19 protein-coding genes are annotated in these 22320 nt (G+C 69.0%); 9 read left to right on the top strand and 10 right to left on the bottom strand.

The genetic code is table 11. From position 1 onward, the window contains the following. Positions 1-64 precede the first annotated feature (64 nt). Together ACIBHX_RS34295 and ACIBHX_RS34300 are read right to left on the bottom strand one after the other, a co-directional pair. Entirely contained in the window at positions 65-1447 is a 1383-nt protein-coding gene (locus ACIBHX_RS34295) for a serine/threonine-protein kinase (RefSeq protein ID WP_397071554.1), read from the bottom strand. Between the two features lie 9 nt (positions 1448-1456). After that, entirely contained in the window at positions 1457-2266 is an 810-nt protein-coding gene (locus tag ACIBHX_RS34300) for a TIGR03619 family F420-dependent LLM class oxidoreductase (protein WP_397071555.1), read from the bottom strand. A gap of 77 nt (positions 2267-2343) precedes the next feature. On the opposite strand from ACIBHX_RS34300, the gene ACIBHX_RS34305 reads away from it, so the two are divergent. Together ACIBHX_RS34305 and ACIBHX_RS34310 are read left to right on the top strand one after the other, a co-directional pair. Beyond that, on the top strand, positions 2344-3594 hold the full coding sequence (locus ACIBHX_RS34305) for an LLM class flavin-dependent oxidoreductase (RefSeq protein ID WP_397071556.1): 1251 nt from the start codon (positions 2344-2346) through the stop codon (positions 3592-3594). Beyond that, entirely contained in the window at positions 3591-4442 is an 852-nt protein-coding gene (locus ACIBHX_RS34310; protein ID WP_397071557.1) for a TIGR03619 family F420-dependent LLM class oxidoreductase, read from the top strand. The genes ACIBHX_RS34305 and ACIBHX_RS34310 overlap by 4 nt, the downstream gene beginning before the upstream one ends. Positions 4443-4605: 163 nt before the next feature. Here the strand turns inward: ACIBHX_RS34310 and ACIBHX_RS34315 are convergent, their stop codons facing one another. After that, positions 4606-5148 carry a TetR/AcrR family transcriptional regulator gene (locus ACIBHX_RS34315; protein WP_397071558.1) on the bottom strand — a complete coding sequence of 181 codons (543 nt, stop codon included), beginning with the start codon at positions 5146-5148 and terminating at the stop codon, positions 4606-4608. A gap of 49 nt (positions 5149-5197) precedes the next feature. Between ACIBHX_RS34315 and ACIBHX_RS34320 the strand changes: the two genes are divergently transcribed. Continuing rightward, complete coding sequence (locus tag ACIBHX_RS34320) at positions 5198-5611, top strand: SRPBCC family protein (RefSeq protein WP_397071559.1); 414 nt, start codon at positions 5198-5200, stop codon at positions 5609-5611. A 96-nt stretch (positions 5612-5707) separates the two neighbouring features. Here the strand turns inward: ACIBHX_RS34320 and ACIBHX_RS34325 are convergent, their stop codons facing one another. Beyond that, complete coding sequence (locus ACIBHX_RS34325) at positions 5708-6490, bottom strand: helix-turn-helix transcriptional regulator (RefSeq protein WP_397071560.1); 783 nt, start codon at positions 6488-6490, stop codon at positions 5708-5710. Positions 6491-7036: 546 nt separating this feature from the next. Here ACIBHX_RS34325 and ACIBHX_RS34330 point away from each other — a divergent pair. The 4 genes from ACIBHX_RS34330 to ACIBHX_RS34345 all read left to right on the top strand — a co-directional run bounded on the left by ACIBHX_RS34330 (position 7037) and on the right by ACIBHX_RS34345 (position 10457). Continuing rightward, on the top strand, positions 7037-7867 hold the full coding sequence (locus tag ACIBHX_RS34330) for an NAD(P)H-binding protein (protein ID WP_397071561.1): 831 nt from the start codon (positions 7037-7039) through the stop codon (positions 7865-7867). A gap of 287 nt (positions 7868-8154) precedes the next feature. Continuing rightward, complete coding sequence (locus tag ACIBHX_RS34335) at positions 8155-8925, top strand: HipA family kinase (protein ID WP_397071562.1); 771 nt, start codon at positions 8155-8157, stop codon at positions 8923-8925. Between the two features lie 2 nt (positions 8926-8927). Then, positions 8928-9308 (top strand): DUF3037 domain-containing protein, encoded by a 381-nt coding sequence (locus tag ACIBHX_RS34340; RefSeq protein WP_397071563.1) that lies wholly within the window; start codon positions 8928-8930, stop codon positions 9306-9308. A 66-nt stretch (positions 9309-9374) separates the two neighbouring features. Then, a complete protein-coding gene (locus tag ACIBHX_RS34345; RefSeq protein WP_397071564.1) occupies positions 9375-10457 on the top strand; it encodes a serine hydrolase domain-containing protein in 1083 nt (360 codons plus the stop codon). Here ACIBHX_RS34345 and ACIBHX_RS34350 read toward each other — a convergent pair. The 5 genes from ACIBHX_RS34350 to dxr form a co-directional block, all read right to left on the bottom strand. Further along, positions 10454-11269: an NmrA family NAD(P)-binding protein gene (locus tag ACIBHX_RS34350; RefSeq protein ID WP_397071565.1), complete on the bottom strand. Its 816-nt coding sequence runs from the start codon at positions 11267-11269 to the stop codon at positions 10454-10456. The genes ACIBHX_RS34345 and ACIBHX_RS34350 overlap by 4 nt on opposite strands. 2 nt (positions 11270-11271) lie before the next feature. After that, the gene (locus ACIBHX_RS34355; protein WP_397071602.1) at positions 11272-12114 is read right to left on the bottom strand and encodes a GNAT family N-acetyltransferase; all 843 of its coding nucleotides are present in this window, start codon (positions 12112-12114) and stop codon (positions 11272-11274) included. A 39-nt stretch (positions 12115-12153) separates the two neighbouring features. Continuing rightward, a complete protein-coding gene (locus ACIBHX_RS34360) occupies positions 12154-13764 on the bottom strand; it encodes an alpha/beta hydrolase (protein WP_397071566.1) in 1611 nt (536 codons plus the stop codon). A 472-nt stretch (positions 13765-14236) separates the two neighbouring features. Then, the gene (gene ispG / locus ACIBHX_RS34365) at positions 14237-15391 is read right to left on the bottom strand and encodes a flavodoxin-dependent (E)-4-hydroxy-3-methylbut-2-enyl-diphosphate synthase (RefSeq protein WP_397071567.1); all 1155 of its coding nucleotides are present in this window, start codon (positions 15389-15391) and stop codon (positions 14237-14239) included. Positions 15392-15427: 36 nt separating this feature from the next. Continuing rightward, positions 15428-16639, bottom strand: a complete 1212-nt coding sequence (dxr, locus tag ACIBHX_RS34370) for a 1-deoxy-D-xylulose-5-phosphate reductoisomerase (RefSeq protein WP_397071568.1) — start codon at positions 16637-16639, stop codon at positions 15428-15430. A 159-nt stretch (positions 16640-16798) separates the two neighbouring features. On the opposite strand from dxr, the gene ACIBHX_RS34375 reads away from it, so the two are divergent. Further along, entirely contained in the window at positions 16799-17818 is a 1020-nt protein-coding gene (locus ACIBHX_RS34375; RefSeq protein WP_397071569.1) for a trypsin-like serine peptidase, read from the top strand. Positions 17819-17874: 56 nt separating this feature from the next. After that, complete coding sequence (locus ACIBHX_RS34380) at positions 17875-19029, top strand: trypsin-like serine peptidase (RefSeq protein WP_397071570.1); 1155 nt, start codon at positions 17875-17877, stop codon at positions 19027-19029. A 121-nt stretch (positions 19030-19150) separates the two neighbouring features. Here ACIBHX_RS34380 and ACIBHX_RS34385 read toward each other — a convergent pair whose 3' ends face one another. Then, positions 19151-20578 (bottom strand): aldehyde dehydrogenase family protein, encoded by a 1428-nt coding sequence (locus ACIBHX_RS34385; RefSeq protein ID WP_397071571.1) that lies wholly within the window; start codon positions 20576-20578, stop codon positions 19151-19153. Positions 20579-22320: the final 1742 nt, after the last annotated feature.

Genomic DNA, 22320 nt, shown 5'->3' on the forward strand with positions numbered 1-22320 from the left:
AAGCAGTGGATGGCGGAGAGTCAACGGCGCCCAGGACAATGCCACCGGACCGTGACACACCAGGTCAGGAAGGGCGTGAGACCGTGCCCGAGTAGGTGACATCCTTCTCACCTTGGCGGGTCACCTTGATGACCGCCTGGTGCGCATCGGCCGCCGGGAGCACGCGCACGGTCCCCGGGTAGCACTGGTCACCGTTGACCTGATCGAGCGTGTAGACGAGCGCGGACCCCGTACGGCGCAGCCGCCCCTGGCAGTGGAGGTCGGCTCCCCAGCGCATGACCGAATCCCCCTCCTGCTTCATCTGGATCTCGAGGGGGAACACGCGGTGCGCCGTGGAATGCTCGGCCGACCCCGTCCAGGTGCCCGTGAGGCCCGTGCTCTGCTCGCCGCGCAGCCAGAACACGAACCCGCCGATCCCCATGGCCAGCCCGACGGCGGCGACCGCGAGCTGCCACGGCCTGATCCTGCGTTTCCTGCCCACCCCGGCAAGCTGCTCCGCGGCGGCCACCCCGTCCGGCTTCGTGCCCGTCCCGGCGTCGGGAGCCGTGGTGTGCTGTCCGGCTTCATGCGGCACCGTCGTCGATTCTGCCGTGCCCGGGGTCGGGTCGCCGTGGGCGGCGCGGGCGCCGGAGGACAGGACGTCCCCGGCCGGGGAGTCCAGGAGAAGGCCGAGGACCTGCTCGGCGTCGGGGCGGTCTGCCGGGTCCTGGGCCAGGCAGGCGTCCACGATCTCGCGCAGCGGCCCGCTCAGGCGGCCCAGGTCGGGCTTGCCGTACAGGATCCTGGCCAGGACCTCCTGGTAGGTCTCGGCGGAGTAGGCGTGGCGGCCGGTGGCGGTGAAGGCGACGGTGAGCGCCCAGGCGAACAGGTCGGCGGGCGGGCCTGACGGCTCGCCCTTGATACGCTCGGGCGACAGGTAGGCGGGCGTGCCGACCGGGATCTTGTTGGTGCTGGCGACCGTGTCCATCAGCCGCGAGACGCCGAAGTCGATGACGCGCGGTCCGTCCAGGCTGAGCAGCACGTTCCCGGGTTTGAAGTCGCGGTGGATCACCCCGGCCCGGTGGATGGCGCCGAGCGCGGTGGCGGTGCCGATGGCCAGGCGGTCCAGCGAGCCGCCCAACCGCGGGCCCTTGGCGATCACGTGCTCGCGCAACGAGATGCCGTCGACGTACTCGCTGACCAGGTAGGGCCGGTCGCCGTCCAGCGAGGCGTCGAGCACCTGGGCCGTGCAGAACGGCGCCACCCTGCGCACCGCTTCGACCTCGCCCATGAAACGGCGTCTCACCTCGGGATCCGCCGACATGCTCGCGTGCAGGAGCTTGACGGCCACCTGCGCCCCCTGCGGCGTATGCCCGAGGAACACCACGCCCTGGCCGCCCTGGCCGAGCCGTTCGGTCAGGCGGTAGTCACCCAGCTGTCGCGGATCATCAGGACGCAGTGATGACATAACCCGCCATCATAGGAGGCTTGCGTATTGATCAAGCATCGGCAGGACTGTGTCGGCGGGACCGCTCGGCAGGGTGGCCACCACCTCCTCGATGCCGAGGCTCGCGTAGTACTCCAGCTTGCCGGGTGTGGGCCGCGAGCCGAACGGGATCACCCGGGCCATCGGCCGTTCCGCCTTCTCGCATGCCTCCCGCAGGGCCGGCAGCGCGGCTCTGATGCCCTTGCCGCCGATCGGGATCCAGCCGTCGCAGTACTCGGCGACGTGCGCGAACAGCTTCGGCCCCGCCGCGCCGCCCAGGTAGACCGGCGGGCCCGACCGCGGCTTCGGCCATGACCAGGACGGCTCGAACCCCTCGAACGACGCCTCCTCCTGCGTCCACAGGGCCCGCATGGCCAGCACGTTCCTGCGGGCCACGTCGCGGCGGGAGCCGTAGCCGACGCCGTGGTTCTCGATCTCCTCGACGTTCCAGCCGAAGCCGATGCCCACCGCGATCCGGCCGCCGGAGATGTGGTCGAGGGTGGCGATGGCCTTGGCCGTCACGATCGGCTCGCGCTGGGCGGCCAGCAGGATGCCGGTGCCCAGCGTGATCGTCGAGGTGACGGGTACGGCTGCCGCCAGCGCGACCAGCGGGTCGAGCGTGCGCTGGTACTGCTCGGGCAGCACGTCGTCGCCGGTGGCGGGAGCCGTACGCCGCGAAACCGGGATGTGCGTGTGCTCGGGCAGGTAGATCGAGGAGAACCCGCGCTCCTCGGCGGCCCTGGCCAGGTCGTGGACGGGCATCGACAGGTCCGTGGCGAACATCGTGATCCCGAGCCGCATGCCGTACTCCTCCATGTCAACCAAGCGATTGCTCGGCTAAGATTTCTCTAGTAGCTTGCCGGACAGAGGAGGCATCTGTGAAGTTTTCCATCTTCCTGAATCCGCAGATTCCCGGTTCCGGATACGCGGCCGAGGAGAACGCCAAGGCCAAGCGGCCGATCGGCAGGGACACGGAGTCGTACCAGAAGCTGCTGCACGAGGTGCGGGAGATCGCGGTCCACGCCGACCAGCTCGGCTTCGACGCGCTGATGATGACCGAGCACCACTTCCACTCCGAGGGGATGGAGTTCTCGGTCAACCCGCTGATGGTGCTCACGGACCTCGCGGCGCGGACCGAGCGGATCCTGCTCGCCCCGCTCGGGATGGTGCTGCCCGCCTGGGACCCGATCAGAGCGGCCGAGGACGTGGCGCTGCTCGACCAGTTCTGCAAGGGGCGGCTGCGGCTGGGGGTGGCGCGCGGGTACCAGAACCGGTGGATGAACGTGCTCGGGCAGCGCTGGCACGCGGCGGCGGCGCGCTCGGACGGGTCGGCCTCGGACACGCGCAACTTCGATGTCTTCGGCGAGGTCCTGAAGATCATGAAGCTGGCGTGGACCTCGGAGACTCTTCGCTACAAATCCGACGTGCTGGATTACGAGGTGCCCTACCCGTATTCAGGCATCGAGGGCTGGCCGGCGGTGGAGTGGACCCGAAATTTCGGGGCTCCTGGCGAAATTTCGGAGGATGGCGTGGTTCAGGCGGTTTCCGTCTGCCCCAGGCCCTACCAGAACCCCTACCCCGAGCTCTGGCAGCCCTTCACGATCTCCGACCGGTCGGTCATCAGAGCCGCCCAGGAGGACATCCTGCCGTGGATGTTCACCCCCAACCCCGACGACCACGCCGCCAAGGCCAAGCTCTACCAGGAGGAGTCGGCCAGGCAGGGGCGGAACTACAAGCTGGGTGAGCACACCGGGATCCTCAAGATCGTCGGCATCGCGGACACGACCGAGGAGGCGATCAACACCTTCGGCCGCAGCATCCCCAAGGACTTCGCCGCGTTCTTCGGTCCGTTCGGCTACCTGGAGGTGCTGCGCAAGAAGGAGGACGAGAAGCACAAGCCGATCTCCCCCGAGAAGGGCGACGCCAAGCGCATGAACGACGTCGAGATGGCCCTGTTCGGCACTCCCGACGACGTCAAGCGCGGCATCCAGCGCATGCTCGACCGGATGCCCGATCTGGAGTGGTTCGGCCTGTACATGCAGGGACAGCAGGGGGTCCTGCCGCTCGACACGGTCAAGCGCAACCTCGAGCTGTTCGCCACCAAAGTCATCCCCGAGTTCGCGTCGTGAAGTTCTGGCTGGGCGCCTCGTTCACCGACACGGGCGAGTTCCTCGAACTGGCCCGTGCGGCCGAGCGCTGCGGCTTCGACACGCTCACGCTTTCCGACCACCTCTTCTACGCCGACTTCCGGACGCCGTACCCGTACTCGAAGTCCGGCAAGCCGCGCTGGGACGCCTCCACGCACTGGCCGGACGTGTGGGTCACGATCGGGGCGATGTCCGCCGTCACGACCACGCTGCGCTTCGCCCCGAACGTCTACATCGCCCCGGCCCGTGACCTCTTCACGGTGGCCAAGCAGGTCTCCACCGCCGCGGTGCTGTCCGGGGACCGGGTGACGTTCGGGGTCGGGGTGGGGTGGTGCGAGGAGGAGTTCGTCGGCACCGGGCAGGACTTCCACACGCGCGGCAAGCGCCTGGACGCGATGATTCCCCAGCTGCGGTCGCTCTGGTCGGGGTCCGTGGTGTCGCTTCCCTCTTTGCCGCCTCTGTCCATCTCCCCCGCACCGTCGCGGCCCGTCCCCGTCTACGTGGGCGGTGACAGCTCGGCCGCGCTGCGCCGGGCGGCCAGGCTCGGCGACGGGTGGATCGGCAACCGCATCTACACCGAACCGGAGCTGGACGCCGTCCTGGCGGAGCTGCGCGGATACGGCCTGCCGGACGGGTTCGAGATCATCGCGCCGCTGGCCGTCATGCCGGACGCGGACACCTACCGCCGCTTCGCCGCCAAGGGCGTCACGGGGACGATGGCGGCGCCGTGGTGGCTCGCGACGCCCGAGGAGAAGGCGGCCAACGACTCCCTCACCCTCAAGCTCACCACAATGGAACGCTTCGCCGAAGACGTCATCGCCAAGCTCTAACCCGCTCCCTCCCCCGCCACGCTCTTATACGTCGCACCACGCACCCTGACCACGCTTCTGCACGACATGCGGCACCCTCGACACGCTGTTGTACGGCGTGCCGCGCACCCTCACCACGCCTTTGCGCGGCCTGCCGTACACCCCTCAATGTGGCGAGGTACGGCTAGCGGAGGATGCCCAGTTCGGTGAGGGCCTGGGTGACCATGTCCTCGGGGGCGGAGTCGATGACGCCGATGCGGCAGAGGACGGCGATGCCCAGGTAGCTGCCGTAGCCGGCGACGACGCGGTCTCTGGCCTGGTCGGCGGGCTGCCCTAGCTCCTGCAGGATCGCCTGCATGACGTCGAGCCGCTTGCCCGTGACCCGACGGGCAACGTCCGCGACCACGGGATCGTCGGCCTCGCTGATGAGCCGGAACGACACCGCCGCGTCGCGCCCGTCACCGAAGGCCATCTCCATGAGCCGCCTGATCCGCTCCTCCGGGTCGCCGATCCTGGCCAGCGACGCGATCACCGCATCGGTGTGCGCCTCCCACCTGGCGAGCGCGGCCAGCACGAGGTCCTGCCGATTGCCGAAGTGCCAGTAGAAGCTGCCCTTCGACACCCCGAGCCGGGCCGCGACCGGCTCCACCGCCACGGCCGCCAGCCCACCCTCGGCCAGCGCCGTCAGCGCCGCCTCCGCCCAGTCATCCGCGTTCAACCGACCCACACCGACAGCTTGCCATACGGCTGCGTATAGTCGGACCATACGCAGCCGTATGGAGGTCGAGGACATGCTCTACAACATGCACGAACGCGTCATCCCCGCCACGCCCGACGAGATCTGGCCCGTCCTCTGCGACATCGAGAACCTCTGGCCCGAGGACATCGGCTCCTTCCGCCTCCCGGAGGGCCTCCACCCAGGCGCACCCGTCGAACACAGCTCCAAGCGCTACCAGGTCGGCGCCGTGGAACCCAGCCACCGCCTCTGGTTCACGATCACGCCCGCCCTCACCCACGGCTTCACCCTCACCCCCCAGGGCTCCGCCACCCTGGTCCGCCACGAGATCACCGGCCGCCCGCCGTTCGCACTCAAAATCGCCTGGCCCCTGATGATCCGCCGCAACCACAACCGCGTCATCGAACACATCCTCACCACCCTCACCACCCGCCTCACCCACCCCATCCCCTAACCCCCTCCCCCGTACGGCAGGCCCCCACGGCGCACCGTGGCCCACCCCTGCCGCACCGTGGCCCGTCCTGTCGGCGCGGGGGGCCGGGGAAGGTGGTCAGGTGGTGGTGTGGAGGCGGGTTAGGGCCTGGTGGGTGAGGGTATCGGGGGCGGCGGTGTAGAGGAGGAGGCGGTGGTCGTGGCCGGGGATCGTGAGGATTTCGCAGTCGAGTTCGAGTGGCCCCACCACCGGATGGACCGTCTGCTTGGTGATCGTGTGCTGGACCGCGATCTCCCGCTCCGCCCAGAGCGTGGCGAACTCCGGGCTCTCCTCCGCGAGGGAGTCGACGAGGTGGCGGATCGCTGGGTCCCGGGGGTAGCGGCCGCTGGCGCGGAGGTCGGCAACGCAGCGGCGGGCCAGGTCGAGCCGGTTGGCCGTGGACCGGTTGGCGGGGTCGAAGAGCCGGCGGAGCCGGTTGCGGCGATGGGCGGGCACGGCCGAGAGGTCGCCGATGAGGGCGACCATCATCCGGTTCCAGGCGAGCACGTCGTAGCACGCGTCGATCACCATGGCTGGGACGTGGTCGAGCCGCTCCAGGAGCCGCAACACGTTCTCGGGTACGTCTTGGGCCACATGGATCGGCGCCTGCCCGGCCAGGCGGCGCAGGTAGTCGTGCTCGTCCCCCGTCAACCGCAGCGCGTCGCCGAGGGCGGTGAGCACCTGATCCGACGGTTGCGGCCCGCGCCCCTGCTCCAGCCGGATGTAGTAATCCACCGAGATGCCCGCCAGCAGCGCCACCTCCTCGCGCCGCAGCCCCGGAGTCTGCCGCCGCGCCCCGGCCGGAAACCCCACGTCCTCCGGCCGCAACCGCTCCCGCCGACTCCGGAGAAACCCACTCAATTCCCCTCTATTCACCCCTCCATCATCACCGCTACGCCAACCCACCCCCCGAAGAGCCCCACCACACCACCCAAGCCCACCAGCCACCCACGGCAGCACCCTGACAGACCACCCAGCCACGGCAGACCACACGACCGCAGCCTCTGGCACACCACCCAAGCCCGCGGCAGGCCACCCCACGCCAGCGTCCTGACAGACCACCCCACCCACGGCAGATCACCCGACCGCAGTGCCCTGGTGGACCGCTCCGGGTCACCGCGCTTCCGACCAGGGCCTGCAAACGTACGGCGAGCTGCACCACCGCGGGCCGTGGCATATCACTGGAGTCCGCCGGAGGTACCGATCACAGCCCGACGGGACGGCTTCTTTGGCGGGCATGTGCGGGGGACGCGACTTACCCACCGCGACAGCAGCGCGCACGAGCGCCAGCCGAATCGTGGCCACGATCCGGGAGGCCGGACACCCGGGCGAGGTGGGGTGGTACTGGCTGTCCCAGGGCGGGCTGTGCCTATCCGGTTCGGGAGCCACGCCGTCAGGGTGGTGGGTATGACGATTCTGGTTACCGGGGCGCGCGGGGCCGTGGCGCGGCGCCTCATCCGAGGGCTGGTCGACGCCGGGCAGAAGGTGCGAGCCGCGGGCAGGGTGCCGCAGGCCGTACAAGCTCCTGAAGGCGTGGAAGTGGTCCAAGCCGACCTGAGCCGGCCCGAGACTCTGGGCTCGGCGTTCGACGGTGTCGCGAAGGTGTTCCTGTATGCCGAGCCCCAGGGCCTCGACGGCGTTCTGGCGCAGGCGAAGCAGGCGGGCGTCGAGCACGTGGTGCTGCTGTCGGCCGCAGGAGCCGACTCAGCGTCCGCGGACGCCATCACCAGCATGCACGGCCGGGCGGAGGATGCCGTGGCGGCGTCGGGGATCGGGTGGACGTTCCTGCGCCCGGGTGGTTTCGCCACGAACCGGCTGTTGTGGGCGGCCACGATCCGGGAGAGAGGCGTGGTGCTGGACCCGTTCCCCGAGTCGCAGTCGGCGCTGATCCACGAGGCGGACATCGCCGACGCGGCCCACCACGTGCTCACAGAACCTGGCCACCTCGGCGCCCGATACACGCTGACGGGCCCGGAGTCCATCACGCTCCGCCGGCAGGTCGACATCCTCGCCCGCGCCCTCGGCCGCCCCATCACCGTGGAACTCCAATCCCTGGACGACTACCGCGAAGCCCTCCGCCCGCTGGGCCCGCCCGACATCGTCGAGGCCCGCATCCGCCGCCTCGCCGCCCTGGTCGGCACCCCAGCTCCCGTCACGCCCACGGTCGAGGCCCTCACCACCCACCCCGCCCGCTCGTTCGCCACCTGGGCCACCGACCACATCCCCGACTTCTCCTGAAACGACACTTCCCCTGTACGGCAGGCCACCGCGAGCCCCACAGGCGGCGCCGCGTCGGCGAGACGGGGTACGGCGAAAGTCGGCGCCCTGTGCGGCGAGAATCCCGAGACCGCGAAGCCACGAGCACGAAACGGCGTAACGGCGGGCAACCCCGTATCACCGGAGGAGCGTCTCCCTGGATAGACGCCGGCCGGAGTGCGGCGGGTGGCGCTGGCGGCGGCCTGCCGTACGAGCAACATCAAAAACCGTACGAGCAACATCAAACAGGGAGCGAGTACTCTGTCCGGGTGTTGGAACGGATTGCGGCGACTCGGTATGTGACGCCGTTGCGGGAGGGCGGGTCGTTGCCCGGCGTGGTCGAGGCGGACGATCTCGGTACATACGTCGTGAAGTTCCGCGAGGCCGGGCAGGGCAGGCGCGTGCTGGCGGCCGAGATCATCTCCGGGGAACTGGCCAGGCGGCTGGGCTTCCTGACGCCGGAGCTGAAGCTGATCGACCTCGACCCGCAGATCGGCGCGCGCGAGCCCGACTACGAGGTCCAGGAACTGCTGAAGGCCAGCACAGGGCTGAACCTGGCGGTCGACTTCCTGCCGGGCGCCGTGGGATTCGAGCCCCTGACGTGGGACCCCGATCCCGGGTTCGCCTCGCGGCTGCTGTGGTTCGACGGGCTGATCCACAACATCGACCGCAGCTGGCGCAACCCGAACCTGCTGGTGTGGCACGGCGACGTCTGGCTGATCGACCACGGCGCCGCGCTGTGGTTCCACCACAACTGGAAGACGGCCGACCCGCTGCGCAAGTTCGACGCCACCGACCACGTGCTCGCGCCGTTCGCGACCGAGATCGACCAGGCGGCCGCCGAGCTGGCTCCGCGGATCACGCGCGAGGTGCTGGAGGAGGTCACCGCCCTGGTCCCGGACGAGTGGCTGATGGACGACCCGAGGGAGGCCTACGTGGAGCACCTGCTCGAGCGGGCGGGCGGCGAGTGGCTGACCTGGAGCGAGGAGACCAAGCCCAGGCAGGGGCCGGGGTCCGTGGGCGAGTTCTGGCGGGGCTGAGCATGGACGTCTACGAATACGCCACCATCCGCGTGATCCCGCAGGTTGAGCGCGGCGAGCTGATCAACGTGGGCGTGCTGCTGTACTGCCAGCCGCGCGACTACCTGTGCGCCCGCGTGGGCCTCGACGAGACACGCCTGCGCGCCCTCGACCCGACCGTGGACATCGAGGCGGTACGGCAGGCCCTCAAGGCCTACGAGCTGGCCTGCGGGGAGAACCCGGGACCACTGGCAGGAGAGCCGCTCGGCGGCCGCTTCCGCTGGTTGACGGCTCCCCGCAGCACCATCGTCCAGCCGGGGCCCGTGCACGCCGGCCTCACCAAGGATCCGGAGGCGGAGCTCGACCGGCTCTTCGACAAGCTGGTCCGGCTTACGAATTTGTAGCACCCGCCTCCCTACAAAGGTCCTCGAAGCACTTCCTTCGAGAAGAGGACCCTTGTGGTGAGACACATGATCGCCGGCTTGGCCTTCGCGACGCTGGCCGTCACCGGGAGCCCCGCCCAGGCGGCCGCCAAGCCCGATCCGGTGCAGCAGGCCATGGACTCCCTGGCCAAGGCGGACGGCGTGGTCGGCGCGATCGCCGAGCTGTATGAGGACGGCAAGCGGGTCGGCCACGCTTCTGCGGGCTCCCGCCTGCTGGACGGCAAGGGCGGCAGGATCCCGTCGAGCTCCCGCTTCCGCGTCGGCTCCCAGACCAAGGTGATGACGGCGACCGTCATCCTGCAGCTGGTCAAGGAGGGCAAGCTGGGCCTGGACGACAAGCTGAGCGACGTCCTGCCCGTGGTGGCCGACCAGGACCTGGTGGAGAAGGCGGACGAGATCACCGTCAGGCAGCTCATCCGCTTCACCTCCGGCATCCCCGACTTCTTCGCCACAGGGAAGTTCGACCCGTTCGACTTCACCACCTACTACTCGCCGATCGAGCTGGTGAAGGCGTCAAGAAGCCTGCCGAGGACGAGCACGCAGTTCTTCTACTCCAACACCAACTACGTCCTGCTCGGCATGATCATCGAAAAGGTCACCGGCCACTCGCTGTCCGCCGAGCTGGCCAAGCGGATCTTCGAACCCCTCGGCATGACCCTCACCTACCTGCCCGTCAAGCCCCCGCAGGGGATCGTGGGCCCACATGGGCACGGCTACTTCCCCGACGAGCAGGGCAAGCTGCGCGACATGGACCGCCAGAACGCCAGCTACGGCGGCGGGGCGGGCGGCGTCATCTCCACCGCCCGCGACATCAGCGCCTTCCACCGCGCCTTCGCCCAGGGCAGGCTGCTGCCCGCCGACCTCCAGCGGGTGTTCACCGACCCGCCGGAGGGCATGCCCAAGCCTCCGCCTGGTGGCGGCCTGTGCGGCGGGAAGGTCGCGATACGGCCCTGGGCGGGTGGCGCCCCCGGCTTCAACGCGGTCACCTTCGTCACCGCCGACGGCCGTAAGCAGCTCGCCGTGTCGGCCACGGTGACCGTGAAGGACCTCAGGTCCCTTGACACAGCCGTCAATCAGGCCGCCAAGGCGGTGTTCTGCCCGAAGAGCTAGAACGCCGCGGCGTTGGCCGCCGCCCACTGCGCGAACGTACCGGGCGCGCGGCCGGTGACCTTCTCGACGGTCGGATACACGGTCGCCTCGTCCAGGTGGCCCTCGGCGAAGAAGCCGAAGAAGGCGTCCACGTACGGCTTCGGCATCGCGGCCTCCATCTCGGCCCGCGCCTCCTCGTCGGTGAACCCGTCGAAGACCAGGTCCCGGCCCAGCACCCGGCCCAGGATCGCCACCCGGTCGGCGGGCCGCAGCGCCTCGGGCCCCGTCAGCCGGTACACCTGGCCCGCGTGCCCGTCGGCCAGGAACGCCTGGGCGGCCACGGCCCCGATGTCGGCGGGATCCACCGTCGCCACCGCCACGTCAGGAAACGCCGCTCTCACGATATTTCCGGTCTTGAGCTGGTCGGCCCACTGGAACGTGTTCGACATGAACGTCCGCGGCCGCAGAATCGTCCACGGCACCCCGGACTCGCGCACCAGCGCCTCGGACTCGACGTGGTAGCGCGACACCGGGTTGTCCAGCTCGCTCGCCTCCGCCGCGCCGGCGGAAAGCAGGACCACGTGCTCAACCCCGGCGTCCCTGATCTCCGCCAGCGTGTCGGCCATCCGGTCGTAACCGGCCAGCAGGAACACCCCACGCACCCCGCCCAGGGCGGCCGCCACCGACCCGGGATCGTTCAGGTCTCCATGCGCGAGCTCGGCAGGCAGATCCACGTCCCGCCTGACCAGCGCCCGCACGTCCGCACCCGCGTCGGCGAGCGCCCGCACCAGCGCCCCACCCGCGTTTCCCGTCGCACCAGTAACAAGGATCATGTCTAGAAGAGTACGGACATGAAGGTGTCCACCTCGCGGAACCCGACCTTCCGGTAGACGGCCCGCGCGGAGTGGTTGAAGTCGTTGACGTACAGCGACACGACGGGAGCGAAGCACGCCAGCGCCGCCTCGACCACCGCCGCCATCCCCGCCACGGCGAACCCGTGGCCGCGCAGGTCGGGGTGCACCCAGACGCCCTGGATCTGGCAGCACTGCGGCGTGACCGCGCCGACCTCCGCCTTGAACACCACTCGCCCGTTGTCGATGCGGGCGTACGAACGGCCGATGCGGATCAGCTCGGCCACCCGCGTCCGGTAGAGCGCGCCGCCGTCACCGAGGTTGGGCGAGACGCCGACCTCCTCGGTGAACATCGCCACGCACGCGGGCAGCAAGGTCTCGAACTCCTCCGGCCGGACCCGGCGCACCAGCGGATCGGCCGGCACGGGCGCCTTCTGTGCGGTGGCCATCACCGGCTGCGCCCAGCGGATCGCCCGCGCCCTGCCCCAGTGCGGCTCCAGCCGCTCCCACAGGCGCGAGACCGCCTCGGCGGGCCCGACGATGGACGAGCAACGGCGTCCCTGCTTGCGCGCCCGATCGGCGAAGGCGGCCACGGCCTCAGGACCGGCGTTCACCGGAACCAGGTTGGCCCCGGCATAACAGAGCGAGACGAGACCGCCGCGCGGCCCGAACCCCCACATCTGACCGCCCAGCCGCGCCGGGTTGAGCCCGACGGTCCGTACCCGGGAGGCGACGAAGACGTTGGCGACCGGATCGGTGTCGAGAAGGGCGAGCACCTCGTCCCGATCGCTGTCATCGAGCACGCGCGACGCCGATGTACGCAGCATCACACGGCCAGACTACGCGAAGGCCTCCCGAATAGCTCCTCAGCCGATGAGCTCGGTGAGCCTTTCGTGACCGGTCGGCCCGCCACCGGCCAGGTGCTGGGCCGGCTTGGGCGCCGGCAGCCCAGGACAGGACGCGCCTTCCGCGGGCAAGGTGCCGTCGTTCAGGTAGTCGGCCAGGTAGCGGTCGACGCACGTGTTGCCCGCCAGCGACACGCCGTGGTTGCCGCCGCCGTCCACGACCATGCGCGCGCCGGGAAACCGCGAGCGCATGTCCACGGCTCCGCTGTACGGCGTGGCCGCGTCGCCCACCGACTGCAGCATGAGGATCGGCGGCAGCTGGGGCGAGGAGTGGATCGACACGGGGGTGCCGCCCCTGACCGACCAGAACGCGCACGGCGCGTTGTACCAGGCGTTCGGCCAGGTCATGAACGGCGCCGACCGGTTCAGCCTGGTCATGTCGGCGTGCCAGGTGGACCAGTCACGCGGCCAGCCGGCGTCGCGGCATTGCACGCCCAGGTAGACGGCGTAGTTGTTCTCCTCCTCCGGGCCCTGCTTGGCCTGCCGGTTGTAGAGGCCGACCAGGCCCTTCACGTCGCCCTTGCGCACGTAGGCGGACCAGGCCTGGGCCAGCTGCGGCCATATGGTGTCGGTGTAGCCGCCGACGGTGAAGATGTCGTCCAGCTCGCTCGGGCCGACGACCCCGCCTGCAGGGCGCCCGGCCAGCCGGGAACGCATCGAGTACCACGCGAAGGAGGTCTGCTTGAGCGAGCGGCCCAGCTTGTAGACGCGGTTGTTCGTGGCGGTCCAGGCCAGGAACTTCTTGTGCCGATCATCGAACGCGCGGTCCTGGGCGAGGTTGTCGCCGTACCAGACGCCGCGGGGGTCGACGGTGCTGTCGAGGACCAGCCGCTTGAGGTGCCCGGGGAAGAGCGTGGCGTAGACGCCGCCCAGGTAGGTGCCGTAGGAGTAGCCCAGGTAGCTGATCTGCGGCTCGCCCAGGGCCTCGCGGATGGTGTCCATGTCCCTGGCGGAGTTCTCGGTGGTCATGTAGGGCAGCATCCAGGCCCACAGGTCGCCGCAGCTGTCGGCGTACTCCTTGGCCCGCGACAGGAGCCGCCGCTCGGCAGCCACGCCGTGTGGCACCGCGTCGGGCCTGGGCGGGGCGTAGTAGCGGTTGGGGTCCACGCAGTGCAGCGCGGGCTCGCTGGCCCCGACGCCGCGCGGGTCGAACCCGACCACGTCGAACCGCCCGGCCACCTTCTCGGGCAGCGCCGCGGCCACGTACTCGGCCAGATCTCGCCCCGAGGCGCCCGGCCCGCCCGGATTCACCAGCAGGGTGCCGAGATGGTTGGCGTCCCTGGAGACCTTGCCCTTGATCCGGTTGAGCGCCAGCTTGATCGACTGCCCCCACGGCTGCCGGTAGTCCAGCGGCACGCTGATCGTGGCGCACTCCACCCCCGGCGAGGCCGGCTCGGGATCCTGCCGCACCACCTGCCCCAGCGCCTGGTCGACCGTCGTCTGCGACCCTCCGCACGGCCCCCAGGCGACCCGGTCACCGGGCATGGACCGCGCGACGGCCGCCTGGTCGGCCCCCACAGTCCCGCCCGCCAGCATCGCCAATCCCGCAATAATCCCGACGAACCGCTTCACCCGGCTGCTCTCCTCAATACTTCCTACGGCAGAGCAGATACTCTCCTGAGTGACGTACCGATCACCTAGCGTATTAGCGAATGCTTACCATCCTGTAATCCCCCACTTACGCGACGTAATCGCCCGCGCTGGTCATACCTCTCGCTTGTACGGCAAGCCGCCGCCACCGCCACCCGCCATACTCCGGCTGGCGCCTGTCCAGGGAGACGCTCCTCCGGTGATGCGTGGTCGCCCGCCGTTACGCCGTCTCGTGCTCGTGGCACCCTGGTCTCGGGTTTCCCGCCGCACAGGGCGCCGACTTTCGCCGTACCCATCTCACCGACCCGGCGCCTGTGGGCGTGCCGTGGGTGGGTGGAGGCCCAAACCGGGAGCGTCCGGGGTGTGGCAGCCTGCCGTACAAGCAGAACCTGCCGTACAAGCAGAAGAGCCGCCGCAGACGGCCGGAGAAGGGCCGCCTGCAGCGGGATCGGCGTCAGCTGACGACGACCTCGGGGCTGTCGTCGCCCTCCTCGAGGCCCATCTCCTCGGCGAGCCGCAGAGCCTCCTCGATCAGGGTCTCGACGATCTGGGACTCGGGAACCGTCTTGATGACCTCGCCCTTGACGAAGATCTGCCCCTTGCCGTTGCCCGAGGCCACACCGAGGTCCGCCTCGCGCGCCTCGCCCGGCCCGTTGACGACGCAGCCCATGACGGCCACACGCAGCGGCACCTTCATACCTTCGAGCCCGGCGTGCACCCGGTCGGCGAGGGTGTAGACGTCGACCTGGGCGCGCCCGCAGGACGGGCAGGAGACGATCTCCAGGCCGCGCTCGCGCAGGCCGAGCGACTCCAGGATCTGGGTGCCGACCTTGACCTCCTCGACCGGCGGGGCCGACAGGGAGACGCGGATGGTGTCGCCGATGCCCTCGGCGAGCAGCGCGCCGAAGGCCACCGCGGACTTGATGGTGCCCTGGAAGGCCGGCCCCGCCTCGGTGACACCCAGGTGAAGCGGGTAGTCGCACTTCTCGGCGAGCAGCCGGTAGGCGTTGATCATGACGACGGGGTCGTTGTGCTTGACCGAGATCTTGATGTCGCGGAAGCCGTGCTCCTCGAAGAGCGAGCACTCCCACAGCGCCGACTCGACCAGCGCCTCCGGGGTGGCCTTGCCGTACTTCTGCAGCAGGCGGGGGTCGAGAGAGCCGGCGTTGACGCCGATGCGGATGGGCACGCCCGCGCCGGCCGCCGCCTTGGCGATTTCGCCTACTTTGTCGTCAAATTTCTTGATGTTTCCAGGATTGACCCGTACGGCGGCGCAGCCGGCGTCAATGGCGGCGAACACGTACTTGGGCTGGAAGTGGATGTCGGCGATGACCGGGATCTGGGACTTCTTCGCGATGACGGGCAGCGCGTCCGCGTCGTCCTGGGACGGCACGGCCACCCGCACGATCTGGCAACCGGAGGCGGTCAGCTCGGCGATCTGCTGCAGGGTGGAGTTCACATCAGCGGTCACCGTGGTCGTCATCGACTGCACGGACACGGGCGCGTCACCGCCCACCGGCACACTACCGACCATGATCTGGCGCGAGTGACGGCGCTCGGCCAGAGGCTTGGGACGGACTGCCGGGATGCCGAGAGCTACAGAAGACATTTCAACCCTTGCTGTATGGCGATAACGGAATCCAGTCTAGGCACCGCGCACGAGCTCTCCCGCCCGTGCTCGTGCCCACGCGTCGGCGGCCAGCACCTCCTCCACCGACCCTGCCGGGGTGACCTGGTGCTCGTCGACGACCTTGGCCACGGTGTCGACGATGGACAGGAACGGCAGTTCCCGCCGCATGAACGCGTCCACGCACACCTCGTTGGCCGCGTTGTACACGGCAGGGGCGGTGCCTCCCTCGCTGCCCACGTGCCGGGCCAGCGCCACGGACGGGAAGGCCTCGTTGTCGAGCGGCTCGAAGGTCCAGGTACCCGCCTTGGTCCAGTCGACGGGCTGGGCGCAGCCCGGGATGCGCCCCGGATGCCCCAGCGCCAGCGCGATCGGCAGCCGCATGTCGGGCGGGCTGGCCTGCGCGATGGTGGACCCGTCGACGTACTCGACCATGGAGTGGATGATCGACTGCGGGTGCACGACCACCTCGATCCGGTCGAAGCCCACCTCGAACAGCAGGTGCGCCTCGATGACCTCCAGCCCCTTGTTGACCAGTGTGGCCGAGTTGATCGTGATGACGGGCCCCATGTTCCACGTGGGGTGGGCCAGTGCCATCTCCGGCGTCACGTCCGCCAGCTCGGACCGCTTCCTGCCGCGGAACGGGCCGCCGCTGGCCGTGATGATCAGCTTGCGTACCGCGTCCGGGGCGTGGCCGGTGGGCCCCGCGGCCCACAGGCACTGCTGCAGCGCCGAGTGCTCGGAGTCGACGGGCAGGATCTGCCCGGGCTTGGCCAGCCGCTTGACCAGCGGCCCGCCGATGATCAGCGACTCCTTGTTGGCCAGCGCGAGCACCCGCCCCGCCTCGAGCGCGACCAGCGTCGAGGTCAGGCCGAGCGCCCCGGTGATCCCGTTGAGCACCAGGTCGCACGGCATCGCGGCCACCTCGGCCACGCCCTCGGGCCCCGCGAGCACGCGCGCCTGCGCTCCGTGCTGTCTGAGAGCTTCACGCAGTGCGGGTACGGCTGCCGCGTCGGCGACGGCCACCGCCTGGGCTCCCACCTGGGCCGCCTGCCTGGCCAGGAGGTCGACCTTGCCACCTCCCGCGGCCAGGGCCACGACCTCGAAGCCGTCGGGGTTCGCGGTGATGACGTCGAGGGCCTGGGTGCCGATGGAGCCGGTGGAGCCGAGGACGACGACGGAGCGGAGGGAGTCTGCGTGCACCCGTCCATTGTCCCCACTACGCGCCATGACCAGACACGCGCCCCCAACCGATCGCACGTATGTGACGTCAGATAATTGAGTGAATTTGTGCCGGAATATCGCTATATCCGTATGCGCAAATCTTGAGAAATCCGGATATTGGTGCCGCTACCTTCCAACCTCAGATCCGGTTTCGGGAGGTACCTAATGCACCGCAGACTCGCTCTGCTTTCCGTCCTCACACTCAGCGCAGGGGGCGCCCTACTCCCCCTCGCGAGCGCACAGGCCCAGGCGCAGGTCACGCACACCGAGCCCAAGCCCGCCACGGAGGCGGCCGCCGACACGAAGTCCGAGCAGAAGGCAGTCCTGCAGTACTGGACCCCGCAGAAGATGGAGGCGGCCAAGCCGCTCGACGCCCCGCAGCCCAAGCGGAACCTGCGGATGGCCGTGGGCGGCCCGGGCGAGCCGACCGACGGCACCCCGTGGACGGCCCCGCCCACCTCGCCCGGCGGCAACCCGAAGCCGGAGCCGCAGTCCGCCAACAGCGGCGGCGCCGCGTGGACGGGCGGCGGCGCGGTGGTGAAGACCACCGGGCGCATCTTCTTCACCTATCAGGGGCGCAACGCCTCCTGCTCAGGCTCGGCCGTGACCAGCGCGAACAAGAGCGTCGTGCTCACCGCCGGGCACTGCGTGAAGCTGGGCGGCGACTACCACACCAACTGGGTGTTCGTCCCCGGATACGACCAGGGACAGCGGCCCTACGGGACGTGGGCGGCCACCAAGCTGATCACCACCCCCCAGTGGGACTCCAGCGAGGACATCAACTTCGACGTGGCCGCCGCCGTGGTCGCGCCCCTGCAGGGCAAGTCGCTGACCGACGCGGTCGGCGGGCAGGGCGTGGCGTTCAACCAGGGGCGCCGGGTGCAGATGCACGCCTTCGGCTACCCCGCGGCCGCGCCGTACGACGGGTCGAAGCTCATCTACTGCGCCGGACGCACCTTCGACGACTTCCTGATGTCCAAGGACCACGGTCTGACCTGCAATATGACCGGTGGTTCCAGTGGTGGTCCGTGGTTCCAGAATTTCAACGAATCGACGGGGCTCGGCACGCAGAACTCCGTTAACAGCTTCAAATACAACTTCGCCCCGAACTGGATGTTCGGCCCATATTTCGGGACAGAAGCGCAGGCGGTCTACCAGAGCGCGCAGGCCACGAACGCACTCTGAAGCCATTTACCGAAAGTAGTCACAAGAACACATCTCGTAGTGCACACTCGGGGTCCATGACCCTGAGCACCCCCCTGCTTGCCGCGGCCCCGCTCCTCGCGGGGCTGATGGGCCCGGCCCTCGTCGGCGCGGCGCCCGTCCAGCAGCAGATCATCCGCCCGGCCATGTCCCCCGCGGCGCATCGCGAGCCGCGGAGCGAGGTCGTCGAGCACGAGGCCGCCCGCACCAGCGCGGACCAGCGGCGCGTGCTCAGCTACTGGACGCCGGAGCGGATGGCCCAGGCCCTGCCGATCGACCTGCTCGGCATCGTCACCCAGGGCGGCGGCCTGCTGTCCAGCCGGGGCGGCGGGCCGGTTTCGGGGCTCACGGGCCGGGGCGGCGGGCTGGCGTCCGGACTCACCGGTCAAGGTGGCGGGCTGGCATCCGGGCTCACCGGCAGGACAGGGCTGGGCGCGGCTCCCGAGATCGCGGGCGGCAGGGCGCGCATCGTCACCCCGCGCCACCAGTCGGCCAGGCCCGCCAGCAGCACGGGGGGCACCCGCTGGGCCACGGGCGGCGCGGTGTCCAGGACCACCGGCAGGGTCTTCCTGACGCTCGGCGGCGTCGACTTCGTCTGCACCGCGGGCACGGTCAGGAGCGCCAACCGCGACGTCGTCGTCACCGCGGGCCACTGCGTCAAGGACGGCACGGGCGAGTGGGCCAACAACTGGACCTTCGTCCCCGGCTACAGCCAGGGCGGCGAGCAGCCCTACGGCTCGTTCACCGCCCGCCGCATGTTCGTCGCGGGCCCCTGGTCCCGCTCGGCGGACGACAGCTACGACATCGGCATGGTCGCGCTCGGCACCTCGTCGGGCAGGCACGTCCAGGACGCGGTGGGCGCCCAGGAGATCGGCTTCAACGCCGCCCGCGGCTCCCACACCTACGGTTTCGGCTACCCCGCCGACCCGCCGTACGACGGCGAGCACCTGGTCTACTGCGCCGGCCGGGTCCGCGACGACCCCTACGGCCAGACGCGCGACCAGGGCCTTGGCTGCGACATGACCGCCGGCTCCAGCGGCGGCCCCTGGCTGTCGGCCTTCGACCCCGCCACGGGCAAGGGCACCATGACCTCGGTCAGCAGCTTCAAGTACAGCGACGACCAGCGCACCATGTACGGCCCCTACTTCGGCGACTCCACGAAGACCCTGTTCACCACCGCGGAGCACGCCTGAACCGCACGCCCCTGGCGTCGATCAGACTCCAGAACCCGAGCGTGCCGGCGCTGAGTGGTGTGTCCAGCGTTGTGCACTCTCCACAGGCAGAACATGGCCTTGTGGAGAGTGCGATGACCCGCTAGAGCGACAGGCCGGTGAGGACCATCACCTTCTCGTAGGTGTAGTCCTCCATGGCCGAGTGGAGGCCCTCGCGGCCGATGCCCGAGTCCTTGACGCCGCCGTAGGGCATCTGGTCCGCCCGGTAGGAGGGCACGTCACCGATGATGACGCCGCCGACCTCGAGCTCCCTGTTGGCCCTGAAGGCGGAGTCCAGCGAACGGGTGAAGACGCCGGCCTGCAGGCCGTACTTGGAGTCGTTGACCATGGCGTAGGCCTCGTCGATCGACTCCACCGGCTCCAGGATCATGACGGGTCCGAAGACCTCCTCGCGTACCACCTTCGCGTCGTCAGGGACGTCGGCCAGGACCGTGGGCGCGATCGTGGCGCCCTCGCGGGTGCCGCCGGCCAGGACGCGGGCGCCACCGGCGACCGCCTCCTTGACCCAGGTCTCCACCCGCTCGGCGGCGGCCTCCGAGACCAGCGGCCCCACCTGCGTCTTCTCGTCGAGCGGGTCGCCGGTGACAAGCGCGGACACCGCGGGCAGCAGCCGGTCGACGAACGCGTCGTAGACGGGACGCTCCACGATCACGCGCTGTACGGCGATGCAGCTCTGCCCGGCCTGGTAGTTGGAGAACAGCGCGATGCGCTGGGCCGCCCAGTCGAGGTCGGCGTCGGCCAGCACCACGGCGGCCGCGTTACCGCCCAGCTCGAGCGTCACGTGCTTGCGCGGGACCTGGTCGGCGATGGCGTAGCCGACGGGTGCCGAGCCGGTGAACGACACGATCGGCAGCCGCGGATCGTCGACCAGCGCCGCGGCGCGCTCATTCGCCACCGGCAGCACCGAGAACATCCCGGCGGGCAGGTCGGTCTCGGCCAGGATCTCGCCGAGCACGAGCGACGACAGCGGCGTGGCAGGCGCCGGCTTGACGATCACGGGCGCGCCGACGGCGATGGCCGGGGCGACCTTGTGCGCGACGAGGTTCAGCGGGAAGTTGAACGGAGTGATCGCCAGCACGGGCCCGTGCGGCACGCGGGAGACGTAGGCCAGTCGCCCGGCCGCGGCGGCCTCGGTGTCGAGCCGCTGCACATGGCCGGAGAAGCGCCGGGTCTCCTCGGCGGCGAAGCGGAAGGTGGAGATGGCCCGGTTGACCTCGCCGCGCGCCCAGGTGATGGGCTTGCCGTTCTCGGCGGTGATCAGGTGGGCGATCTCGTCCGCCCGCTCCGCGATGCGCCGCGAGACATGGGCCAGCGCCTCGGCGCGTACGTGGATCGGCAGCGCTGCGGCCTGCTTGGCGACGGCGTGTGCGGCCGCGATGGCCTCTTCGACCTGGGCGTCGGTCGGCACGGAGTACCGGCCGATCTCGCGACCGTCGTGGGGATTGGTCACGGTGAGCTCGGCGTCCCCGGTTGCGGGGCGTCCTGCGAGCCAGAAGGTGCGCACGTCCATGTCTCCGACGTTATGCCAAGCGGCCCGCGAGCGATTTACACCAGGGTGCACAAGAGGCCGCTCGGGCCCCACCGTTAAGTACAAGCCTCGATGTTTACCCAAGATGTAAGAAGAGTTTGTCTGCTGAGATCGGCCGGAGGCGGTTGGGGAGCCCCCACCAGGCAAGAGAATCGGCCAGTGTCCGGGGACGGCTGAGGACGTCTGCGGGTGTTGGCTCCCGAGATTGGCTCCCCTCGACCTGATCACGTTCTCAAGGGGAGCCGTCTAGCAGAAAGGTGCCCCACCCCGGTCAACGGGGATGGGGCACCTGTATGCGGGACGTCTCGCGGGATCTCCACGCTCCCCTCCCCATCCCGTGGGACGGGAGGCGTGAGATCGACCGTTCGCGCGCCCCGAGAGGGCGTGAGAAGCGCATCACGGGGGCATCCTCACCTCTGCGCCGAGCGAGGACGAGCGCCGCTCACGCCCGGTCTAGGCTCCGCTCTCCCCCTTGCCCTCAGGCGCCCTCAGAAACTTCACAAGGTCGTCGAGGCTATTGGCGAACAGAATGCGAGAGGAGGGGTGCGCAGGGTCGGGCACTTGAGCGGGCAGCCCAGGTGTCCCAGTGATCCAAATCTGGCAAACGTTCTGGGCAGAGGACGTCGCCGTGGAAGTAGCCAAGATCATATTCCGCGCCGACCGCTACGAGTTCAATTACCGCCTGAACATCGGCTAGTCGCAGTGAACAGGCAGGCAAGCGAAGGGGTCCCGCCACAAGAGGCATGCGGAGCGACCACCTTGTGGCCCGACTCCTGGGAAGCCTTCCAGATCACATGCGTGTTGCCGTCTGGCCACGATGGCAAGCACCAGGACAGGGGGCGTTCGCCTGGGGAGACGAGTAGCTGCCCACGAGGACACCCTCGATCAGCGCCCCAGGCCTACTGTCGATCTAGCCAGACCAACTGTATGATCTTCGGTAATCCGCCTTCAACCTAACCTAGTATGTCCCGGAACAGAGATGTTGACTTGGATACTTGGTATAGCTGGCGCGCTCATTGTGGGGGCGGCAGGGAATCTACTATACGAATTTCTAAAATACGGAACGTTGCGACTGCCTTCCTTGGCGAGGAAGCGTCAAATGCTAAGCGCCACGGCACGGTCGTATAGCTCAATCGAGGACGGGCTCCTCCCATTCATCACATGGTCACAAGACCGCCTGCTCACACCTAATCGCCTTCGCACCGAGTTCGCTTCTAGGGTGCAGGTAGCACATCTATACGATGTGCCAGAATGGCATAACGAGATCGCGAAGCAAATCGCTAGCGGCGCCTACGGCTCTACCGCTTACATTCATCGACTTACAGTCGATCACGGAGAGCACCCTAGTGCCCACGCATGTCGCGTCACCATCGCAGAAAGCACATATTCGGAGTGTCTTGCAACAAGCCATCTTACCCAGGCCGACCCGAATATGGCCCAGCGTCTATCTTACGCGCTTGAAGAAGGCCTAGATCAGTTTATAGCCGTTGTTCCGCCTACAATGCTTAGTGCCTGCGTGGCGGTTATCGACAGCGGGAACAACTTTCTTCTACTGCGAAGATCTCTTAGTGTGCGCACATTCCCCGCTCAATGGACTGTGGGAATTAATGAATCTATGAAATATCGTGACGAGCCGGGAGGCAGGGAAGATTTTTTTGAGCTAGTCAGGCGCGGGCTTCGTGAAGAATTGGGGCTAACGCCCAATGAGTACGGAGATATAGTGA

The sequence above is a fragment of the Nonomuraea sp. NPDC050536 genome (genome assembly GCF_044457685.1).
Taxonomy (GTDB): Bacteria; Actinomycetota; Actinomycetes; order Streptosporangiales; family Streptosporangiaceae; genus Nonomuraea.

Bases quoted from the DNA above. Each gene is read 5' to 3' on its own strand.
- ACIBHX_RS34295 (WP_397071554.1), bottom strand. From the start codon at position 1,447: ATGTCATCACTGCGTCCTGATGATCCGCGACAGCTGGGTGACTACCGC.
- ACIBHX_RS34300 (WP_397071555.1), bottom strand. From the start codon at position 2,266: ATGCGGCTCGGGATCACGATGTTCGCCACGGACCTGTCGATGCCCGTC.
- ACIBHX_RS34320 (WP_397071559.1), top strand. From the start codon at position 5,198: ATGGAGGTCGAGGACATGCTCTACAACATGCACGAACGCGTCATCCCC.
- ACIBHX_RS34330 (WP_397071561.1), top strand. From the start codon at position 7,037: ATGACGATTCTGGTTACCGGGGCGCGCGGGGCCGTGGCGCGGCGCCTC.
- ACIBHX_RS34340 (WP_397071563.1), top strand. From the start codon at position 8,928: ATGGACGTCTACGAATACGCCACCATCCGCGTGATCCCGCAGGTTGAG.
- ACIBHX_RS34345 (WP_397071564.1), top strand. From the start codon at position 9,375: ATGATCGCCGGCTTGGCCTTCGCGACGCTGGCCGTCACCGGGAGCCCC.
- ACIBHX_RS34350 (WP_397071565.1), bottom strand. From the start codon at position 11,269: ATGATCCTTGTTACTGGTGCGACGGGAAACGCGGGTGGGGCGCTGGTG.
- ACIBHX_RS34355 (WP_397071602.1), bottom strand. From the start codon at position 12,114: ATGCTGCGTACATCGGCGTCGCGCGTGCTCGATGACAGCGATCGGGAC.
- ispG (WP_397071567.1), bottom strand. From the start codon at position 15,391: ATGTCTTCTGTAGCTCTCGGCATCCCGGCAGTCCGTCCCAAGCCTCTG.
- dxr (WP_397071568.1), bottom strand. From the start codon at position 16,639: ATGGCGCGTAGTGGGGACAATGGACGGGTGCACGCAGACTCCCTCCGC.
- ACIBHX_RS34375 (WP_397071569.1), top strand. From the start codon at position 16,799: ATGCACCGCAGACTCGCTCTGCTTTCCGTCCTCACACTCAGCGCAGGG.
- ACIBHX_RS34380 (WP_397071570.1), top strand. From the start codon at position 17,875: ATGACCCTGAGCACCCCCCTGCTTGCCGCGGCCCCGCTCCTCGCGGGG.
- ACIBHX_RS34385 (WP_397071571.1), bottom strand. From the start codon at position 20,578: ATGGACGTGCGCACCTTCTGGCTCGCAGGACGCCCCGCAACCGGGGAC.